The following is an 18242-nucleotide window of genomic DNA, read 5'->3' as shown; positions in this document are numbered from 1 at the left end:
TCCCCTCCTTTCTATATCTTGTTCTAATATATATAATTCAAGATTAAAGTTAAAATTCCTTTGTTAAATTACCTTTTTCATTCAAATTCAGAAAATTATTTTGTCGGAGAGCTTCATAAACTACAATAGCAACTGAATTTGCCAGATTTAAAGAGCGTAAACTTTCCTTCATTGGAATTCTAATACATTTTTTTAAGTTATCTGCTAATAACTCTTCGGGCAAACCTGCAGTTTCTTTACCAAAGAGAAAAAAGTCATCTGGCTGATATTCAAAATCAGAGTAAGTATTGGCTCCCTTAGTTGTAGAATAGAAAAAATTAGCACCTTCATTTTTCCTAAAGAAATCATCCAAATTATCATAATAATAAATATCAAGTTTATCCCAATAATCCAAGCCAGCTCTTTTTAAATATTTATCAGAAGTAGAAAAGCCAAGTGGTCTCACTAAATGTAAACTAGAATCAGTTACAGCACAGGTTCGAGCAATATTGCCTGTATTTTGCGGTATTTCTGGTTCAACAAGTACAATATTCAATCAAATCACCTTTACTAATTTTAGATTTTATCGTCCAACATATTTTTAAAAATAATTACTTTTATTTAGTCTAACTTACTAGAATTAATTTAATTAGACTATATATTTATGACTAGATTATCATAAGCTACTGAAATATTGTCAGGTAAAGAATTACTAAGTCTCTCATGCTCTAAACGATGAGAAAGATGAGTTAAATAGCCGTGTTTAAGCTGTAATTTTTTAATTAAATTTACAGCCTGCTCAACGTTCATATGAGTAGGATGCTCTCGATAACGAAGTGCATCAACTGCAGCATACTCTACCCCATCCAATAATGGATAAGAAGCAGCCGGAATCTTACTGCAGTCAGTAAGATAAGCAAATTTTCCAATTCGATATCCTAAAATTAAATTATTACCATGATAAATTGGAATCGGCGTTATAGTAAGATTAGCTAACTTTATTTTAGATTTGCTCTCCCTTAGAATAACCTGCGGAACGCCCCCACCTGGATTATTTTTAGCAAAAATATAAGGAAATACTCTTTTAATATGTGAAATTGTATCACTATTTGCATAAACGGGCATCTCTTTACCCTGATACCAGTTTAAAGCTCTAATATCATCAAATCCCATTAAATGGTCTGCATGAGCATGTGTCATTAAAATGAGATCAACTTCTTTTATATTATTTTTAAGCAGTTCCAGTCTCATTTCGGGAGGTGTATCAATTAAAATATGATAGCCTGCTGTTTCAACATAAATAGAAGTTCTATTTCTTTTATTTTTTGGATTATTTGACCGACAAGTACTACAATCACAGGCGATTACAGGAATCCCATGTGAAGTTCCTGTCCCCAAAAATGTAATCTGCAAGAAAACCTCTCCCTTCATTCAAAATTTTATCTCAGGAGAGGTGTTTTGTCAAACATATTTAAATAGTCTTCTGGGAGCTAATTAATGATTTTGCTCGTAAAAAATTAGCCAATTTTTTATAAACTAAAACTGTAATTGCAGAATTCAACAAGCCTTTAGTTAAATTAAAAGGGATTATAACTGGAAACAAAAAGTTCATTACCTGAGCCCGGGGAATTCCATAAAAAATAGGATCCAATAATAAATTAGCAATAACCATAATAATTGTCATCGCCAACGACCCAATAATTAATCCTTTTGCTGCCCCAATTTTACTGTGATTTTTGTGATAAAAATAACCAGCTAAGCCAGTAAAAACACCTGTAGCTAGAAAATGCATAAAAGCACCAAATGGACCTCCCAGGCCAGTAAAAATTGCCATTAAAAATGATAGAATAAAGCTTGCTCCAATTGCAGCAGCCGGTCCATATAAAAAAGCAATAATTAAAATTGGAATATCGCCTGGTTCATAGGTTAAAAAAGCAAATTGAATTTGAATTAAAATCATTAAAATTAGAGCAATAGCCGCTAAAACTGCAATATTAGTAATTTTTCGTGTATCCATTTTAACTCTCCTTTTTTGAATTTACAGGGTATAAAAAAAGGCCCTGTTGAACAGGGCCTTTAATTTACGATCTTCTTTATCCGGACTTTACCGTCGGTACTGGAATTACACCAGTTCAGCTTGAGCTCGTGGACTTTTACCACCGGTCTGGATTTATTATCAAACTTGATAACTCACCATACCCTGAAGATAATCTATTAGTTTGTTAATTATATTATAAATAATCATAACTAAAAAAGCAAGTTTTTTAGTTATAGTCTTTAATTATTACTCCTGGATAAAAATGCTCTATTATATCACGATAGTTCCAATTATCAGCTGCCATTCCTGCTGCTGCAGATTGATCCATTCCTAAATTATGGCCCCAACCACTACCATAAATATAAAGTTCTTCTAAAAATCCATTTTCATCATAACTACTGCTAAAAGTAAAACGACTGCTTTTAAGACCACCTAAAACTCTTCTGATTCGGGAACTATTATATTCTTTTTTACCTTTTTCTCCTACCAGGCGCAGAGAAGTTATTGTACCTCCTTGTGCTCTTGCAAGCACCTCAACTCTAGTTATTTTCCCCAATTCACTTTGATAACTAATTACTGAAGCTGGAATTGTAACCTGCCAACGGTAATTATTTTGACCATAATCTTTAGAATAAGAAGGAGCACTGAGGAATATCCAATTATAAAGCTTGCCGGGAGGAAGTGGGAATTCATAATCATCTGTTTTCATCTGATTAGCCCCTCTAAGATAAAAGAGATCAGCTGTCCAAATTTGATCACTTCTTTCAGTAAAACCACCACTATTACTGCTAAATACAGCTTCGATAATTTTATTGTCAAAATAAGCAGCTTCCTCTGCAGTAGCCAGTACTGCTTGCGTAGTTTTATTATTTTCACTGCCAACACCATTATAAGCAGCACAGTGGACACTGGAACAAAGATCATACCCTGCTTTACTATGCCTATCTAGATTACTTAGAGTATAACTGCGTGCAGCAATAGTTTGTGCTTTTAAGGCCTCTACTGGCCAACTAGCATAGATTTCAGAAGGAACAACAGAAATCAAATAGGAAGCCAGACCAACTTGATTAATTAAGGTGAAATCTTGACCTGTGCCATGAATAATCATCTCTCCCCGATATTGTCGATCGGCACTTCCCTGCCAGAAATAGCCCTGACCATACTTTATATTAAAAACATAAAATGAAGGAAGATTACTTGTGCTATTAAATTCATATTCAGCATCAGCTGCACCTAAATAAATTTTTTGGGTAGAACTTCTTATCATAAGCCGGTTTGATTCTAGCTGCAGCAAATAATTTTTCTTTGCTTGACCACGGAAAATTATTTTACCTGCTTTAATAATAGCAAACGAATCAGCATATTGAAATAATAAATGTTGATTCTTTTCCTGCAACCCAATTCTCAATTTTTTATTATTCTCTACTGTATCAAGCTCCTCTATTTTTTGCCAATCAGCTGTCAAAGTAAACGGATTAATCTGATCCGGCTCTGTTTGAGAGGCTGGTTCTGGCTTTAGTTCTGGATGCTTTTGCTGATAAAAATTAATTTTTTGATATGCAAGTTCTTCAAACCAGCCATAAGCAAGGGTTTTTTGCCAATAATTATAAGCTTTTATCTCCTGGCCAGCTTTTTCTAACATTAAAGCCATATCTTTAAATAAAAAAGTCTGAGTTCGATTTTTCTGATAAGAACTCTGATAATCATTAAAAGCCTGCAAATAATTTGCCTGAGCCTGATTTAGCTCAGCACTTAATAAATATACTTGAGCCTGATTTGATTTTAAATTAGTAATCTTCATCAAATACTCTTCTGCCAGATTAAATTGTCCCAATTTTAAGCTGTTTTTTACTAAATAATAATAACGCTGAAATAAATTTTCTGGCTGCCTCAACTCAGCGCTAACTAAATTCTGGAGTATATAGTTAGAACTCCTGTATTTGTGCAGATTATAAAGATTAACAGCCAGAGCAAGATAATCATTTTGATCAGCACTTAAAATCGCAGTTTTGACTAATATCTCACTTTTAGCAGCAAGCTGGTTATTATCTGTATATAAAGCAGCTAAATTTCTTCTGCTTTCTAAATTGAATGGTGCCAGCTTAATAATTTCCAGATAATAATTTTCTGCTGATTGATAATTAGCTTGATAAAAAGATTCTCTGGCTAATTTAAATAATTCCTGAATATTTCTCGTCTTACTTTCTTGAGCAACAGAGATTTCAGTCGATTTATTTTCTACTAAATAATGGTCAAATACTGGCAGCATTAAACCTAATAATAATGCTGCCAGTATAATTACTCGAAAAAATTTTTTCATCTAATACAACTCCTGATCTAAAGCAGTTGACTTGCAACTTCTGCAAGCTCCGATCTTTCTCCTTCTTTTAAAGTGATATGACCGGCAATTTTCTGTTCATGAAATTTATGTGCCAGATAATTTAGTCCATTTTTATGCAAATTTAAATAAGGATTATCAATTTGATTAGGATCACCAGTAAAAATCAGCTTAGTTCCTTCCCCAGCTCTAGTAACAATAGTTTTAACTTCGTGTAAAGAAAGATTTTGAGCTTCATCAATAACAATAAATTGATCTGGAATCGAACGTCCCCGAATATAAGTCAGAGCTTCAATTTGAATTAATTCTGAATTAAGTAGATTTTGATAAGCAAATCTACTGTCCTTATTACGATGTACAATAAAATCAAGATTATCAAAAATGGGCTGCATCCAGGGAGCCATTTTTTCTTCTAAATCACCGGGCAAAAATCCTAATTCTTTGCCCATTGGAATTATCGGGCGCGCAACTAAAAGTTTAGAATAATTACCCTGATCAACAACTTTATTTAACCCAGCAGCCAGAGCAATTAAGGTTTTACCTGTTCCAGCCTGGCCAGAAATTGTAACCAATTTTATTTCATCATCAAGTAAAAGCTCAAAAGCAAATTGCTGTTCTCGATTAAGAGCTCTAATTTTAGCCGGCTGCTGTTCATTATAACGCAGCTTAACAAGTTCTTTGCCATCATAACGAGCTAAAGCTGTTTTTTTATTCTGATCTGATGCTGTTAACTGTAAAAACTCATTAACATATAATTGTTCAAAATCTAATTTTGAATCTGCTAAATCAGCAGCAGTTAAATGATCATTCTGATAAAATAAATCAATTAATTCAGCTGGTAAAAATTGTTCTTTGAATCCAGAATAAATATCTTCTTCTTTTAAGCGGGTAGAATTATGCTCTTCAGCTTTAAGTTCATAGGCATCACAGATCAATCGTAAATTAATATCATCTGAAATCATAATGACTTCTTTAGCTGGATTTTCATCTTTGATATGAAGAGCAGTTGAAACTATTCTATTATCCATTTTACTGGAACTAAGACCTTCAGGTAAACGCAATTTACCATTAATAAATATCTTTATAATTCCACCATTCTCAAGCTTAACCCCATCGTGAAGATTGCCTTGAGTTCTAACTTCTTCTAAAATTCGTGATGTTTCCCGGGCATTAAAACCAAGATCAGAATTTTTAGTTTTTAAGCTGTCAATTTCTTCCAGAACGGCCAGTGGGATTATTACCTCATTATCTTCAAAAGTGTAAATAGCATAAGGATTATTTAAGAGTACATTTGTATCTAGAACAAATATTTTTTTCAACTCTATTGCCTCCTATAAAGCTTATTTTTTACCAGAGTGTTAAGCCTGTATCTTCATCATATTTTCTAACTTTATCTGCTTCAGTAAGTTCCTGAATTTCAATTTCAGAAGCAAAAACCTTGGTTCCTTCAGCAAGATGGCCACCAAAAGCATCACCAGTATCATCAGCTAACATAATATGAGCATGAATCATTGGTTTACCATCTTTTAATGAAACATTACCATTTAAACTTAAAATTTCAAATTGACCTTCTCTTTCTATAAAATTATATTCCCAATCAACTTGATCATAATAGCCAAAAACAATTTTAGAAACTGCACCTAAGCCACTAATTGTAGCTAATTTGATTTCATTTTCTCTTACAATTTCAGTTAAAGTCTCCAACAGATCGTCACCTTTATCCAGTCTTAACAAATAAGTATTCTTTACGTCATACTTCGTTAATTTTTTAGCCATTTTTATTCCTGCCTTCTTTCTGAATAATTTTTAAGCTTGAAAATAATCACAAAGATAACTAGCAAAACAATTTTCACAATCAGGATTCTGAGCTTTACAGATTGCTCGCCCGTGTTCAATCAACCAGTGATGAAAATCGATCCAGCAATCACGAGGCAATATTTCAGTTAATTCCTGCTCAGTTTTACTGACATTTTTTCCACTACTCAAGCCCAGACGAGCTGAAACTCTAAAAACATGGGTGTCAACAGGAAAGGCAGCTTTAAAAAAAGCATTAGCCAGAACAACATTGGCTGTTTTTCTGCCAACCCCAGATAGTTTTAATAGATCTTTTCTTGTTTCAGGTACCTGTCCTTCAAATTGATCAAGCAAAATCTGACAAGTCTTTAAAATATATTTAGCTTTGTTATGATAAAGACCGATACTATTAATTTTTTCTTCTAATTCAGATTGACTTAATTTTAAAATAGCAGCTGGTGTATTATATTTCTTAAATAATTCAGCTGTTACTTTATTAACCTGAATATCAGTCGTCTGAGCCGATAAAATAGTTGCAATTAATAATTCAAATGGTGTTTTAAAATTTAATGATGTTTTTGGATTAGGATAATATTCAGCAAAAAGTTTAAGCAAGGCTGATACTTTATCCTCTTTTGACATTTTCTTGGTTGACAAGTGAAAACCTCCCAATTAAATAATGCTTAATTTTATTTTACTTGATATCAATCAAAAAATAAAGGGTAGATTTACTCAGAGCTAAATTCTGGACTTAATTTCAAAAAAATGATACTATTAGCTAAAAGCTGGCTTGGAACACTTTAAATTTTAAGTCAGCAATTCAGTTTATTATAAAATGTGAGGTGTTAAAATGAAATTAAATCTTGGTATAGATATTGATGGTGTTTTAACAGACGAAGGTCCACATACAGACAGCGTCTGGCAGAAAAATATAAGCAGTTATTTAGATCGTAAGGTAGAACTTCAGGAATTCACTTATAATCTACAGCAGGCTTTTGGACTAACTGAAGATGAATTAATTGGATTTATAGAAAAAAAGTTACCTGATGTTTATAAAAATGCAGTTCCTGCTGCAGAGGCTGCTTCTACTTTATTAAATCTAAAAGAGCAAGGCCATAAACTAATTTTAATTACAGCTCGTGATAAAAAGTTTCGTCACTTAACTGAAAATTGGCTAGCAGAAAATAAAATTCCTTATCATGAGCTTTATCATGAACATGACAAAGCTCCTTTAGCTCTCACTAAAAATATAGACTTATTTATTGATGATAATAAAGAAAATGCTCTTAGCCTGGCAGCAGCAGGAATTCCAGTCCTGCTGGTTAACCAATATCATAACTTTGATTTTAAAACAACAGCTAAAATTAAAAGAGTTAATAACTGGTCGGAAATAACCAAACAGATAGAATTATTCCTCGCGGAATACACTATGTCCGGTAAACTCTCTTAAAATTGAAGTAAAAGGTACTTCATTATCAGGTATAGCTCTAAAGTTGCTGAGGATTTCCAGTAAACGCTGTGCCTGATAATAGTTTTTATTTGTTCTATCAATTTGTTTTAGCAATGGTTCTACATAATTTTTTAAAACAGACAGTTCATAGACAAGAGCTGAATTAAACATTACATCTGCATTTTCCTGATAAGGAAAAATGTTTTTTTCTTCTCCTCTTCTAACCCCCGTCCACATATCTAAAGTAGTAGCTGCTGGCAAATTTCGATATTGATTATCTCTAACAATTCTTCTAATTAATCTGGTATCTGTAGTAGGAATCCTATTATGGCAATCAATATTTAGCTGAGTCAAAGCACTAATATAAATTTTAAATTTTAAGTTATGTGGGATAGTTTCTGTTAAATGATTGTTAAGTCCATGAATTCCCTCAATTAAAATAGGTTGATCTTCTTCTAACTGCAGAGTCTTACCGGTTTTTTCTCTTTTTCCCTGAGCAAAATTAAATTTAACAAGTTCAACTTCTTCCCCCTGAATTAAATTTAATAAATGTTCATTAAATAAATCCAGATTAATTGCTTCAATAGATTCAAAATCTGGCTCACCATCTCCATCTAGAGGTGTATCTTCCCGGTTAACAAAATAATTATCAGTAGAAATTTGAATTGGACGCAGATCATTAATTTTAAGCTGAGTTGCAAGACGATGAGTAAAAGTTGTTTTACCAGAAGAAGATGGTCCTGCAATTAAAATTATTTTATTTCTGGGCATTCCTCCCTTGATTTGATCAGCAATCTGGGCTATTTTCTTTTCATGTAATGCTTCAGCAATTCTAATTAATTCTCCCTGCTTTTTTTCTCTAACTACTTTATTCAAATCAGAAACATTATTAACTCCAATTATTTCGCCAAATCGTTCATAATCAAGAAAAACATTAGCCAGTTTTGGCTGCTCAATAAATTTGGGTAATTTTTTATTGCCAAAAAATTTAGGTACTAAAAGGACAAATCCTGGAATTCTTAAGTGAAGCTCAAACTCTTTTAAATATGAGGTTGCTGGCACCATATTATAATAAAAATAATCATAATAGCCATCTAGTTCATAAAGAGTATAATAATCTTTATCCTGCTCATCAATTAAATCAGACCGAAAACAACAATTTTGGGAATTAATAATTGCTTTAGCTTCAGCCCGTTTAAATTTATGCTTAACAATTTTTAAATCTGCAGCAATTATTTCCTGCATTCTTTTCTTAATCTTAACCAGATCAAGCTGACTGAGACTTTTTTTATTAACCAGCTCACAATAAATTCCATTACTAATCGAAATTTCTATTCTTAAAGTTGTTTCTGGAAAAAGTTCATATACAGCTTTAGCCATTACTAAAAAGAGACTGCGGCGATAGATTCTATTTCCTGGTTCAGATTTGATCTGGATAGTCTTAATAACTGCATCTTCATCAATTTCCTCACTTAAATCATAAACTTGATTATCTATAATGACCGCCATTACATCTTTTTTATTTTCAATACTACTGGCAGCAATTATCTCTTCAATCGTACTTTTTTCGATAATTTTTAATTCTTCCTGATCAATTAGAATATTCATTTATTCTGTCTCCTCCATTAAATAAAATTGCTTTTATTTCCTTTTTTACCAGCCTATCATTTTCCTTTACTAATTGCTTCTGAAGTAAATCTACTGATCTAGCATAATCTAGTTTGCTTAAAGCCCAGACAGCATAACAGCGAATAATTGGTGAATTATCCGTTAAGTATTTGCGAATAAGCTCAAAATATTTTTCTTCTTGCAAATTAGCTGCCACAATCAATGCATTACGCTGCAAAATTCTAGCTCCCCGCCAGCTAAGAGCAGTTTTCTCTAATTCTGCTGGTAAATTATTTCGTTCTAACTCTAAAAAATAACTTAAATCTTTAGCAAAAAATTGTAATTCTGCCTGCTTGTTATAACTAAGCTGCTGATTATAAGGACACTTTTGCTGGCAAATATCACACCCCCAAAAATGAGTACCAATTTTTTTTCTTGCTGCTTCAGTTAACATTCCTTTTTTTTGAGTTAAATAAGAGATACAATCTTTTCCGGCCAGTAAATATTCTTCTTTTAAAGCGCCTCCCTCACAATTATTAAGACAAATCTGACAGCTGCCGCAATTATTCGTCAGGGGATAATCTATTTCAATTTCTAAATCAGTCAAAATTTCTGCTAAAAAAAGGTAAGATCCATATTGGGGATTAATTAACATTGTATTTTTGCCTATAAAACCCACTCCAGCTTTACGAGCAACTTCTCTTTCTAAAAAAGGTGCTGTATCAACAAATATTTTATAGCTAAAATCGAAGTTAAATTTTAGCTTTAACTGTTCAACTAATTTTTCTAATTTGTTTTGTAAATAATTATGATAATCTACTGCTGTAATATAAGAAGATAATTTTTGATTAAAAACTCCCTGATTATAATAATTAACTCCCAGCACAATAATTGACTTTAAATTAGTCAGGAAAAGTGAAGGAGTTGTAAGCTCAGTAATATTCTGATTTGCAAGTGGTTGAGGCCAATATTCAGTCTCAGCTCTGGCCTGTAACTTTTCTCTGGCTGCTATTAATTCATTTCCATCTGTAATTCTACAAATATCTAACCCATTTTGATAGGCAACATTTTTAATGATTTTATTTTTCAACAATTCTTTTTAATTCCCTCTCCTCTAATGATAAATAAAAACTATAAATTAAACCAGTTAAGATAGTAGCAATCGCCAGTAAAAAATACATTCTTTCTCCTCCTAACATTTGATAAAGTTTACCACCAATTAGATTACCAAAAATTGCACTCATACCAGTAAAAACAGCAGCATAAATATTCTGACCAGTTGCTCTAAATTTTTCACCACTAATTTTGTTGACATAATTTACACCTACTGCAAAAAAGAGACCAAAAGTTAGACTATGTAAAGCTTGAGCTAGTAAAATAATTATTCGATGCGGAAAAAAAGCAAGCAATAGCCAGCGACAAGTAAAAGCAAAACTAATTAATAAAGTCAATCGACTGAATTTATTACTATTGATTATTTTATCAGAAAAGAAAAATGCTGCTAATTCACTAGCGGAAGCTATAGTTAAAGCAATCCCTAATAAAAATTCTCCACCACCATGGTCAACTATATAAAGGGGGAAATAGCCATAATTAGCATTCATTGAACTCTGCAATATAAAAACAAAACAGAGGAAAAATAGTAGTGACTTTTTTTGAAATATCTTTTTAAAGTCTGAAGTTGCAATAACTTTAATTTTTCTTTCTCCTTGCGGCAAGAATTTAAGTAAAATTAAAGTTAATAATAAAACTACTGCATAAATATAAAATAAATTAGCTGGTTCAGTCTTTTCCAGAAAAAGCCCAATTAAAGAAACAAAAGTCATATATCCTGCTGAACCCCAGAGTCGATATTTACCATAAAGATAGGCTCTATCACCAAGATGATCAAGCAGCAGACTATCTGAAAGTGGAATAATTGGATTTTGAAAAAGGGTATAAGAAAACATTAAAACCATTAATAACTTCATTGAAGCTGCAAACGGAAAGGCTATAACAGTAAGAAAACTTCCAGTAATTGTAATAGCTAACACTTTTTTATTTTCCTGAAAATAATCAGTTAAAAAACCCCAGATTGGTAATAAGAGTAAAGCAAATACTCTCGGTATAGAATTAACCAGTCCTATTTGAAAAGAATCCAGACCAGCTTCCCTAAAAAATATATTGAAATACCCATAAGCAGCCATCGAGATATAAAAAATGAAGTTATATAGTTTAAAGGTCAAAAGAATCAGTCCTTATTAAGAATAATTGATTCAACCATCAGATCTTTATTAAATATTTTATCCGAGTAGCTGAGTAAATCTGTTAAGGAAATATTATTTATTATTTCTGCCAGATCAAAAATATCTATTCCCAGCCGACGATACTCAATAAATTCAGCTGCCAGATGATCAAAATTATTAAATAATCTAATAAAACTTCCTTGATATTTGCGTTTAATCCTTTCAAAATTGGCTTCTATTTCTGCCTGATCAATATTCACCAGTTTTTGTTTTACTTTTTCTCGCATTAAATCAGGCTTATTACTTTCTCCATATAAATGGACATAAGCATAATCAGGTTTCTTATGATAAGAGCAAGAAAAGCTATTATCAATTATACCTTGATCATAAAGTTGATTATAATTTTTACTGCTTCGACCAAAAATTATATCAAGTAAAATATTAATTAGATATTCTCTGCGAATAGTTTCGGCAGGCAATTCACTTACAGCTGGATCTTTAAAAGCAATCTGAACCATTGGTCGAGAAATATCCATTTCTTCTTTAACTATTTTTTTAGCAACAGCTGCTGGCTCATCTTTTCTAATTCTAACTGGATTTTTAAATTCAGGAAAATGTTTAGATGCCTGATGATCTTTCAGTAAACTAATTATTTTTTCAGCTTCCAGATCACCGATTAAAATCAAATCCATATTAGAAGGTAAATAAAAATTATAATAGCAAATATATAAGTCTTCTGGTGTAATTGCATTTACACTAGCTTCAGTTCCTGCAATATCATTTTTAACAGGATGATTAATATATAAAGCAGATAAGAGATTAAAATATGATCTCCAGTAAGGATTATCTTGATACATCTTAATCTCTTGAATAATAATTCCTTTTTCTTTTTCTACATTTTCATCACTAAAATATGGTTCCTGTACAAATTCAATTAGATTAATTAAAGATTCTTCAAAATTACTGGTACTGGAAAAAAGATAATTAGTACTATCAAAATTTGTATAAGCATTTGCCGAAGCACCTAAATCAGCAAATTTGTCAAAAATACTGGTTTCCTTATCTTCAAACAACTGATGTTCCAGAAAATGAGCAACTCCCAGCGGCATTAATCTTTTACGACCATTTTTAACATCAATAAATTCAAAATCATTTGAGCCAAAATTTACTGATAACATTGCATATTGTTTAACATAATCTGGCTTGGTAAAAATATAGACATTTAAGCCATTATCTAACTGTGCCTTAACTAATGTTTCATCCATATTCTGATTATAGATAGTCTCCAAATTAATCATCCTTACCTTTTAATAAATATATTGTATCAAGTCTTAATTTTTTTGCTACTTTAATTAAATCACTTCTTTTAATCTGTTCTACCTGTTTAATAGTCGCATTAATCGACTCTTCTTTATTATTAATTAAACTAAGCAGAAAATGAGCTGCCAGTGCCTTATTGCTATCAAGATCCTGTTTCAGACTATTAATAATGCTTTTTTTAGATCGACTAAATTCTTCTTCACTAAAATCACCAGCTGCTATTTTTGCTAGCTGTTCTTGAGTTAAGTTTTCTACTTTTTTACTGTTAGCTGAATTAATACCACTATTAATAAACAGTAAACCTTTGGTAGTTTCAATAGAAGAACTTACATAATAAGCTAAACTTCTTTTTTCTCTAACTTCCTGAAAAAGTTTTGAATGGGTTGAACCACCTAATAAACTATTGAAAACCAACAAAGCATAATAAGCAGTTGAATTTCTAGTTATTCCAGTTCTATACCCCATAGATAAACGAGCTTGATTTAATTTTAACTCGGTTTGATAATATTCTGCTTCTTTTTCTCGATAAAGTAATTCTGTATTATCATCAACAATTTCACTACTAGCAGGTAGAAGACTTTGTTCAAAAATATCATCAATAAATTTGCGTTTAAAATTACCGACTAAAAATAATGACATTTTTGCCTGCTTAATAATTTTTTTATAATGAGCGAAAAGTTCTTCGTTTTCAATTTTAGCCAGTTCTTCTATAGAACCAAGCTTATAAATCCCATATTTTTCCCGGCTGCACATTTTTTTTATACAATTTTCAATGGTATAACTATATTTATCATTGATAAGGGCTTCAATATTATTTTTTAATACTTCTTTTTCCTGCTCAAAATATTTCTGCTTAAACTTATTATTCTCTAGAACTGGACGGAAAATTAAATCATTTAACAATTGAAAAGCTTTTTTAGTCAAATCACTACGATGACTTAGAAATTTTTCATTTACCATTTCTAGAGAAAATCTTAACAGCTGATTTTCTCCTCTTTTTAAAATATTAAAGTTAATTGCTGAACCATATAAATTTTCTAGCTCTGTTTTAATTAACTGATTGTCGGGATAGTTTTCTGAACCTCTTCTTAAAATAGCAGGTATCAGAGCATTCATTGCTGCCTCTTTTTCAGTTCGTAGAGGCAGCATGAAATAGATCTGAACTAAATTTGTCTTAAATTTATCAGTTGCTAAATAGTGTAAATTAAAACGACCATCAATATTACTAAACTGCTGTTCATTCATCAAAAATTACTCCCCTGTCTTTGTTAATTGGTCTAAAATATCGCCTAATTCTGTAATTAATCTACCATAGATGCTAAAATCACCGTTTTGTAAAGCCTGTTGTGCCCGCTGATAAGTTTGACTAGCTCGATTTATCAATTCACTTTGAGCTAGATTATCCAGCGCAGAAGATTCTGCTTCAGCAGCTGAACTATTTTCTTGAGATTGTTGTTCTGATAATTCTCCTAAAATACTATCCTGGCTGCTATCTTGATTTAAATTTTGATTATCCAATTCTGGCACAGCTTGTTCTGCTTCTTCTTGAAACATCGCCTGCAGAGCTTCTGCTAAATTATCTCTCATTACAATATCACTTTTATAAGCTACGATAACTCTTCTTAGTTCAGGAATTCCACCTGTTTCTGCCTGTAAAAAGATTGGTTCTACATAAATAACACTATTTTTAATTGGAATAACCAGCAAATTACCTCTAATTACCCGGGAACCACGCTGACTCCAGAGTGATAAAAGCTGTGATATTTTTGATTCCTGATCAATTCTTGATTCAATCTGATTAGGACCATAAACAAGCTGATCTTTAGAGAATTGATAAGTAAATAATTCTCCATAATGTTCTCCATCATTACGAGCTGCCATCCAGGCTACCATATTATTTCTATTAGCCGGAGTAAAAGGAGTCATTAAAATAAATTCTGCCTTTTCTTCATCAGGAAGATTATTAATAATATAATAAGGTTCCATTTCAATAGTTGATCCCTGATAATTTTCAGTTGGAATATTCCAGACATCTTCTCTATTGTAATAAACTACTGGATCCTGCATATGATAGGTACTATAAATCTGTGCTTGAATTTTAAATAAGTCTTGAGGATAACGTAAATGAGCCTTAATTGCTGCTGGCATTTCAGTAAACGGTTTAAATAAATCAGTAAAAATTTTGCTGTAAGTAACTGCAATTGGATCATTCTGATCAACTATATAATAATCCATTGTTCCGTTATAGGCATCAACTACTACTTTAATAGAATTGCGCAGATAATTATCACGACCATTATATGGTTGTGAGTATGGATAAAGATTAGTAGTTGTATAAGCATCATAAATCCAATATAACTTTCCCTGAGCAGTAATCATATAAGGATCACTATCATATTTTAAGAATGGAGCTGCTTTTCTAACCCGGCGATGAATATTACGATTATACATAATTCTACTTTCATTATTAATATCATCTGAAAGCAAAATCTTAGTAGTATTAAAGTGCAGTGAGTAAATAATCTTTTTTAATAAATTATTCATCTTTACTCCACCTGTACCCTCATACTGAGTATAAATATTTTCTGATCCCATTGGATAATGGAATTCAGTTTCAGCAGTGTTAACAATTACATAATTATTAGTTTTTTCTCCATAGTAAATTGAATTATTAGCCAGCTGTAAATTGTCATTATTAACCCGAGGCGGAATATCCTGAACAATAAACTCTGGCTGGCCATTTTCTTTAATTTTGCCAGTTGGACTCATAGTTATTCCCAGCCCATGAGTATATTTTAAAGTTTTATTAACCCAGGTCTGAGCCTGCTGGGCCAGAGCAGATTGATCAAGTTCTCTTGCTCCTAACATAACTTGAGTATAACTATCTCCTAATTGGTAACGATCAACATCTATATCAGGAAAAGTATAATATTGTCTAAGTGCCTGCAACTGAGAATAGGTTTGCTGTAAAGGTCGATAATCCCAGAGTCTAACATTATCAACTACAGTTTTATATTCCATTAAATCATTATAACTTAATCTATCATTTGAAATTTCAAAATCTCTTGTTTCTACATTATCTAATTTATATGCCTGTTGAGTTAAATTAATATTATTTTTGATATATTGTTTTTCACGATTTATTTCATTTGGTTCAACACTAAACTTTTGAATGTAAGCTGGATAAACACCTGTAAAAATAATAACCAGGACTATCCAGGCAGAAATCCCCCAGACAAGTGGCTTATAATTACGTTTAAACAGGCTATAAAGAACTGCTAGTGCAACAAAAAGAACAACTCCAAATAAAATTTTATATCCCAATAAATTAGCATGGACATCAGTATATCCTGCTCCAAAAACTACTCCCGTTGGAGAAAATAAAATATTATACATTTTTAGGCGATAATCCCAGGCTTTTAATAAAAGAAATGCAAATACTAAAACTGCCATATGTTTTTTAGCTCTACTGCTTAATTTAACTGAAAATTCATTTATAGAGCGAACACCTGTAAACATAATATAAATTGCTCCAACGATGATTAAAGCAAGTACTACAATTACCATCAGCATTTCTCTAACAAAGCTTAAAAATGGCAGAGTGAAAACATAAAAAGCAATATCATGATTAAAAATAGGATCAACTTTATTAAAAGGAGTTCGGTGGATAAATTTAAGTACCATCTTCCAACTGTCATTAGAAACTGAGCTAAACAAAAAACCAAAAATCAAACTGCTGGCAAGATAAATCAAGTTCAATCTTTTCTTATTTAACCAGTTAAAAATCTGGCTTTTTTCATCACCAAATAAACTTTCTACACGGTTATCAGAATTAATGTTAATAAAGTTTAAAATTGGTTTTTTAGTAAAATGAAGATTTAAATAAATTAAAGCAGCAAAAACTACTCCAATAATTAACCTGAGAATAAAATTAGAAATGAACATGATAGTAAATGTTTTGGTAAGTCCAAGCTCTTGAAACCAGGACCAATCTGTGTAAATATTAGTTCCTGCCAATATTAAAATAGAAAATCCAACAATTGCTATACCTAAAATTGAAAGCAAAAGTTTAATTGTTTTACTCATTCGAAACCCCTTTCAATTTATCTGCTATTTTAAATGCTCTTTTTTCAACTTCATAAAATATTTTTTCTTGATCGAGTGTTTTTAATTCTCCAGAATCTAAAACTAATCTGCCATTTATCATAACTGATTCTATAACCTGGCTATCAGCAGCATAAAACAGATTAGATAAATTATTATGACGTGGAATTGAAAAACTTGTTTGATCAATATTAATTATAATTAGATCAGCCAATTTCCCTGCCGCTAGTTCCCCAACATTATTTAAATTTAAAGCCCGGGCACCATGCTGAGTTAGCATTGCTAGCAACTGGTCAGTCGGCAACACAGTTGGATCTGAATATTTAATTTTTTGCAGATAAGCAGCCATTCTAGCTTCTTTAATTAAATCCAATGAATTATTACTAGATACACCATCGGTTCCCAGACCAACATTAATTTCATTTTTTAAATAATCTACGACTGGAGCAATTCCATTAGCCAATTTGGCATTGCTCATCGGATTATGTGATACATTGACTTTATTCTTGCGGAAAATTTCCAGATCACCTGGAGCTAAATGAACACAATGAGCAGCTACTACATGATTTTTAAAAAAATTAATATCAGCTAAAAATTTAATCGGGGATCGCTGCTGATCTTTTTGAAAGTTAGCTAACTCTTTTTTACTTTCTGAAATATGAATATGTACAGCTAGATCATTTGCTGCAGCCAGATCAGTTATTTGAGCTAAATATTCTTCACTGCAGGTATAAGGAGCATGGGGAGCAAGCATAGTTGTTATTCTTCCCTCAGCAGTATTATTATACTCACAGGCAAACTCAAGTGCTTTTTCCAGACCGGCCTGGCCGTCATTTGCTTCAATTAACCCTTCTGCTAAAACAGCTCTCATACCACTATCTGCTACTAATTCTGCAACTTGCGGCATAGCAAAGTACATATCAGAAAAAGTAGTAGTTCCTGTTTTAATCATTTCAATTGCTGCCAGAGCAGTTCCCCAATAAATATCATCTGCACTAACTTCACTTTCAAATGGCCATATTTTATCCTGCAGCCAACTATCAAGCGGCATATCATCAGCATAGCCCCTTAATAAAGTCATTGCAGAATGGGTATGGGTATTAATTAAACCGGGCAGAACCATTTTCCCAGCTGCATCGATAACCCGATCATACTCATCTGCTAAAGTTAATTCTGCCATTGGAGCAATCTTTTCTATATAATTGTCATCAATAAGTATAAATTGACTTTTTTGTGATTCAGCCTGCTGACCAGTATATAGTTCAGCAATATTTTTAATTAAAGTTTTCAAAACTAACATCCTTTCTGCCGGACATTAAATAAAATTTCAAAAATAATCTCTAAATTTAATTTAAATCATTTAAAAATAATTTAACTAAATAGATT

Annotated in this window: 15 protein-coding genes and 1 riboswitch; of the genes, 1 reads left to right on the top strand and 14 read right to left on the bottom strand. The window is 31.7% G+C overall.

The window, feature by feature from the left end; translation table 11 throughout:
* Window positions 1–49: 49 nt before the first annotated feature.
* The 7 genes from trmL to nth all read right to left on the bottom strand — a co-directional run bounded on the left by trmL (window position 50) and on the right by nth (window position 6791).
* Window positions 50–535: a tRNA (uridine(34)/cytosine(34)/5-carboxymethylaminomethyluridine(34)-2'-O)-methyltransferase TrmL gene (trmL, locus tag BMZ74_RS00275; RefSeq protein WP_089857895.1), complete on the bottom strand. Its 486-nt coding sequence runs from the start codon at window positions 533–535 to the stop codon at window positions 50–52.
* Between the two features lie 98 nt (window positions 536–633).
* Window positions 634–1392, bottom strand: a complete 759-nt coding sequence (locus BMZ74_RS00270; protein ID WP_089857892.1) for an MBL fold metallo-hydrolase — start codon at window positions 1390–1392, stop codon at window positions 634–636.
* Window positions 1393–1450: 58 nt separating this feature from the next.
* Window positions 1451–1996: an ECF transporter S component gene (locus tag BMZ74_RS00265; RefSeq protein ID WP_089857888.1), complete on the bottom strand. Its 546-nt coding sequence runs from the start codon at window positions 1994–1996 to the stop codon at window positions 1451–1453.
* A 65-nt stretch (window positions 1997–2061) separates the two neighbouring features.
* A riboswitch (FMN riboswitch) is annotated at window positions 2062–2191 on the bottom strand.
* 52 nt (window positions 2192–2243) lie between these two features.
* Window positions 2244–4337, bottom strand: a complete 2094-nt coding sequence (locus BMZ74_RS00260; protein WP_089857885.1) for a SpoIID/LytB domain-containing protein — start codon at window positions 4335–4337, stop codon at window positions 2244–2246.
* A gap of 17 nt (window positions 4338–4354) precedes the next feature.
* The gene (locus BMZ74_RS00255) at window positions 4355–5674 is read right to left on the bottom strand and encodes a PhoH family protein (protein WP_089857882.1); all 1320 of its coding nucleotides are present in this window, start codon (window positions 5672–5674) and stop codon (window positions 4355–4357) included.
* Window positions 5675–5702: 28 nt separating this feature from the next.
* Complete coding sequence (locus tag BMZ74_RS00250; protein WP_089857880.1) at window positions 5703–6131, bottom strand: PPC domain-containing DNA-binding protein; 429 nt, start codon at window positions 6129–6131, stop codon at window positions 5703–5705.
* A 30-nt stretch (window positions 6132–6161) separates the two neighbouring features.
* Window positions 6162–6791, bottom strand: a complete 630-nt coding sequence (gene nth / locus BMZ74_RS00245; RefSeq protein WP_089858243.1) for an endonuclease III — start codon at window positions 6789–6791, stop codon at window positions 6162–6164.
* A gap of 208 nt (window positions 6792–6999) precedes the next feature.
* Here nth and BMZ74_RS00240 point away from each other — a divergent pair, with 208 nt between their 5' ends.
* Window positions 7000–7599, top strand: coding sequence for a 5' nucleotidase, NT5C type (locus BMZ74_RS00240; RefSeq protein WP_089857877.1), 600 nt, complete (start codon window positions 7000–7002; stop codon window positions 7597–7599).
* Here BMZ74_RS00240 and BMZ74_RS00235 read toward each other — a convergent pair.
* Genes BMZ74_RS00235 through BMZ74_RS00205 form a run of 7 tightly spaced genes read right to left on the bottom strand, consistent with a single transcriptional unit; the run spans window position 7558 to window position 18147 of the window.
* Window positions 7558–9207 carry a nucleoside kinase gene (locus tag BMZ74_RS00235; protein WP_089857874.1) on the bottom strand — a complete coding sequence of 550 codons (1650 nt, stop codon included), beginning with the start codon at window positions 9205–9207 and terminating at the stop codon, window positions 7558–7560. The two genes, BMZ74_RS00240 and BMZ74_RS00235, sit on opposite strands and share 42 nt — an antisense overlap.
* Window positions 9191–10297, bottom strand: coding sequence for a tRNA epoxyqueuosine(34) reductase QueG (gene queG / locus BMZ74_RS00230; RefSeq protein ID WP_245750767.1), 1107 nt, complete (start codon window positions 10295–10297; stop codon window positions 9191–9193). The genes BMZ74_RS00235 and queG overlap by 17 nt, the downstream gene beginning before the upstream one ends.
* Window positions 10287–11432, bottom strand: coding sequence for an MFS transporter (locus BMZ74_RS00225; protein ID WP_089857867.1), 1146 nt, complete (start codon window positions 11430–11432; stop codon window positions 10287–10289). The genes queG and BMZ74_RS00225 overlap by 11 nt, the downstream gene beginning before the upstream one ends.
* Before the next feature lie 5 nt (window positions 11433–11437).
* Entirely contained in the window at window positions 11438–12730 is a 1293-nt protein-coding gene (gene yfmH / locus BMZ74_RS00220; RefSeq protein WP_245750765.1) for an EF-P 5-aminopentanol modification-associated protein YfmH, read from the bottom strand.
* Entirely contained in the window at window positions 12723–13997 is a 1275-nt protein-coding gene (gene yfmF, locus BMZ74_RS00215; protein ID WP_089857861.1) for an EF-P 5-aminopentanol modification-associated protein YfmF, read from the bottom strand. Before yfmF ends, yfmH begins: the two co-directional genes overlap by 8 nt.
* A gap of 6 nt (window positions 13998–14003) precedes the next feature.
* Entirely contained in the window at window positions 14004–16838 is a 2835-nt protein-coding gene (locus tag BMZ74_RS00210) for a UPF0182 family membrane protein (protein WP_089857858.1), read from the bottom strand.
* Complete coding sequence (locus BMZ74_RS00205; RefSeq protein WP_089857856.1) at window positions 16831–18147, bottom strand: amidohydrolase; 1317 nt, start codon at window positions 18145–18147, stop codon at window positions 16831–16833. Before BMZ74_RS00205 ends, BMZ74_RS00210 begins: the two co-directional genes overlap by 8 nt.
* Window positions 18148–18242: the final 95 nt, after the last annotated feature.

The sequence above is a fragment of the Halanaerobium salsuginis genome, from assembly GCF_900114545.1.
Taxonomy (GTDB): Bacteria; Bacillota; Halanaerobiia; order Halanaerobiales; family Halanaerobiaceae; genus Halanaerobium; species Halanaerobium salsuginis.
This window is presented reverse-complemented; position numbering and strand designations above follow the sequence as displayed.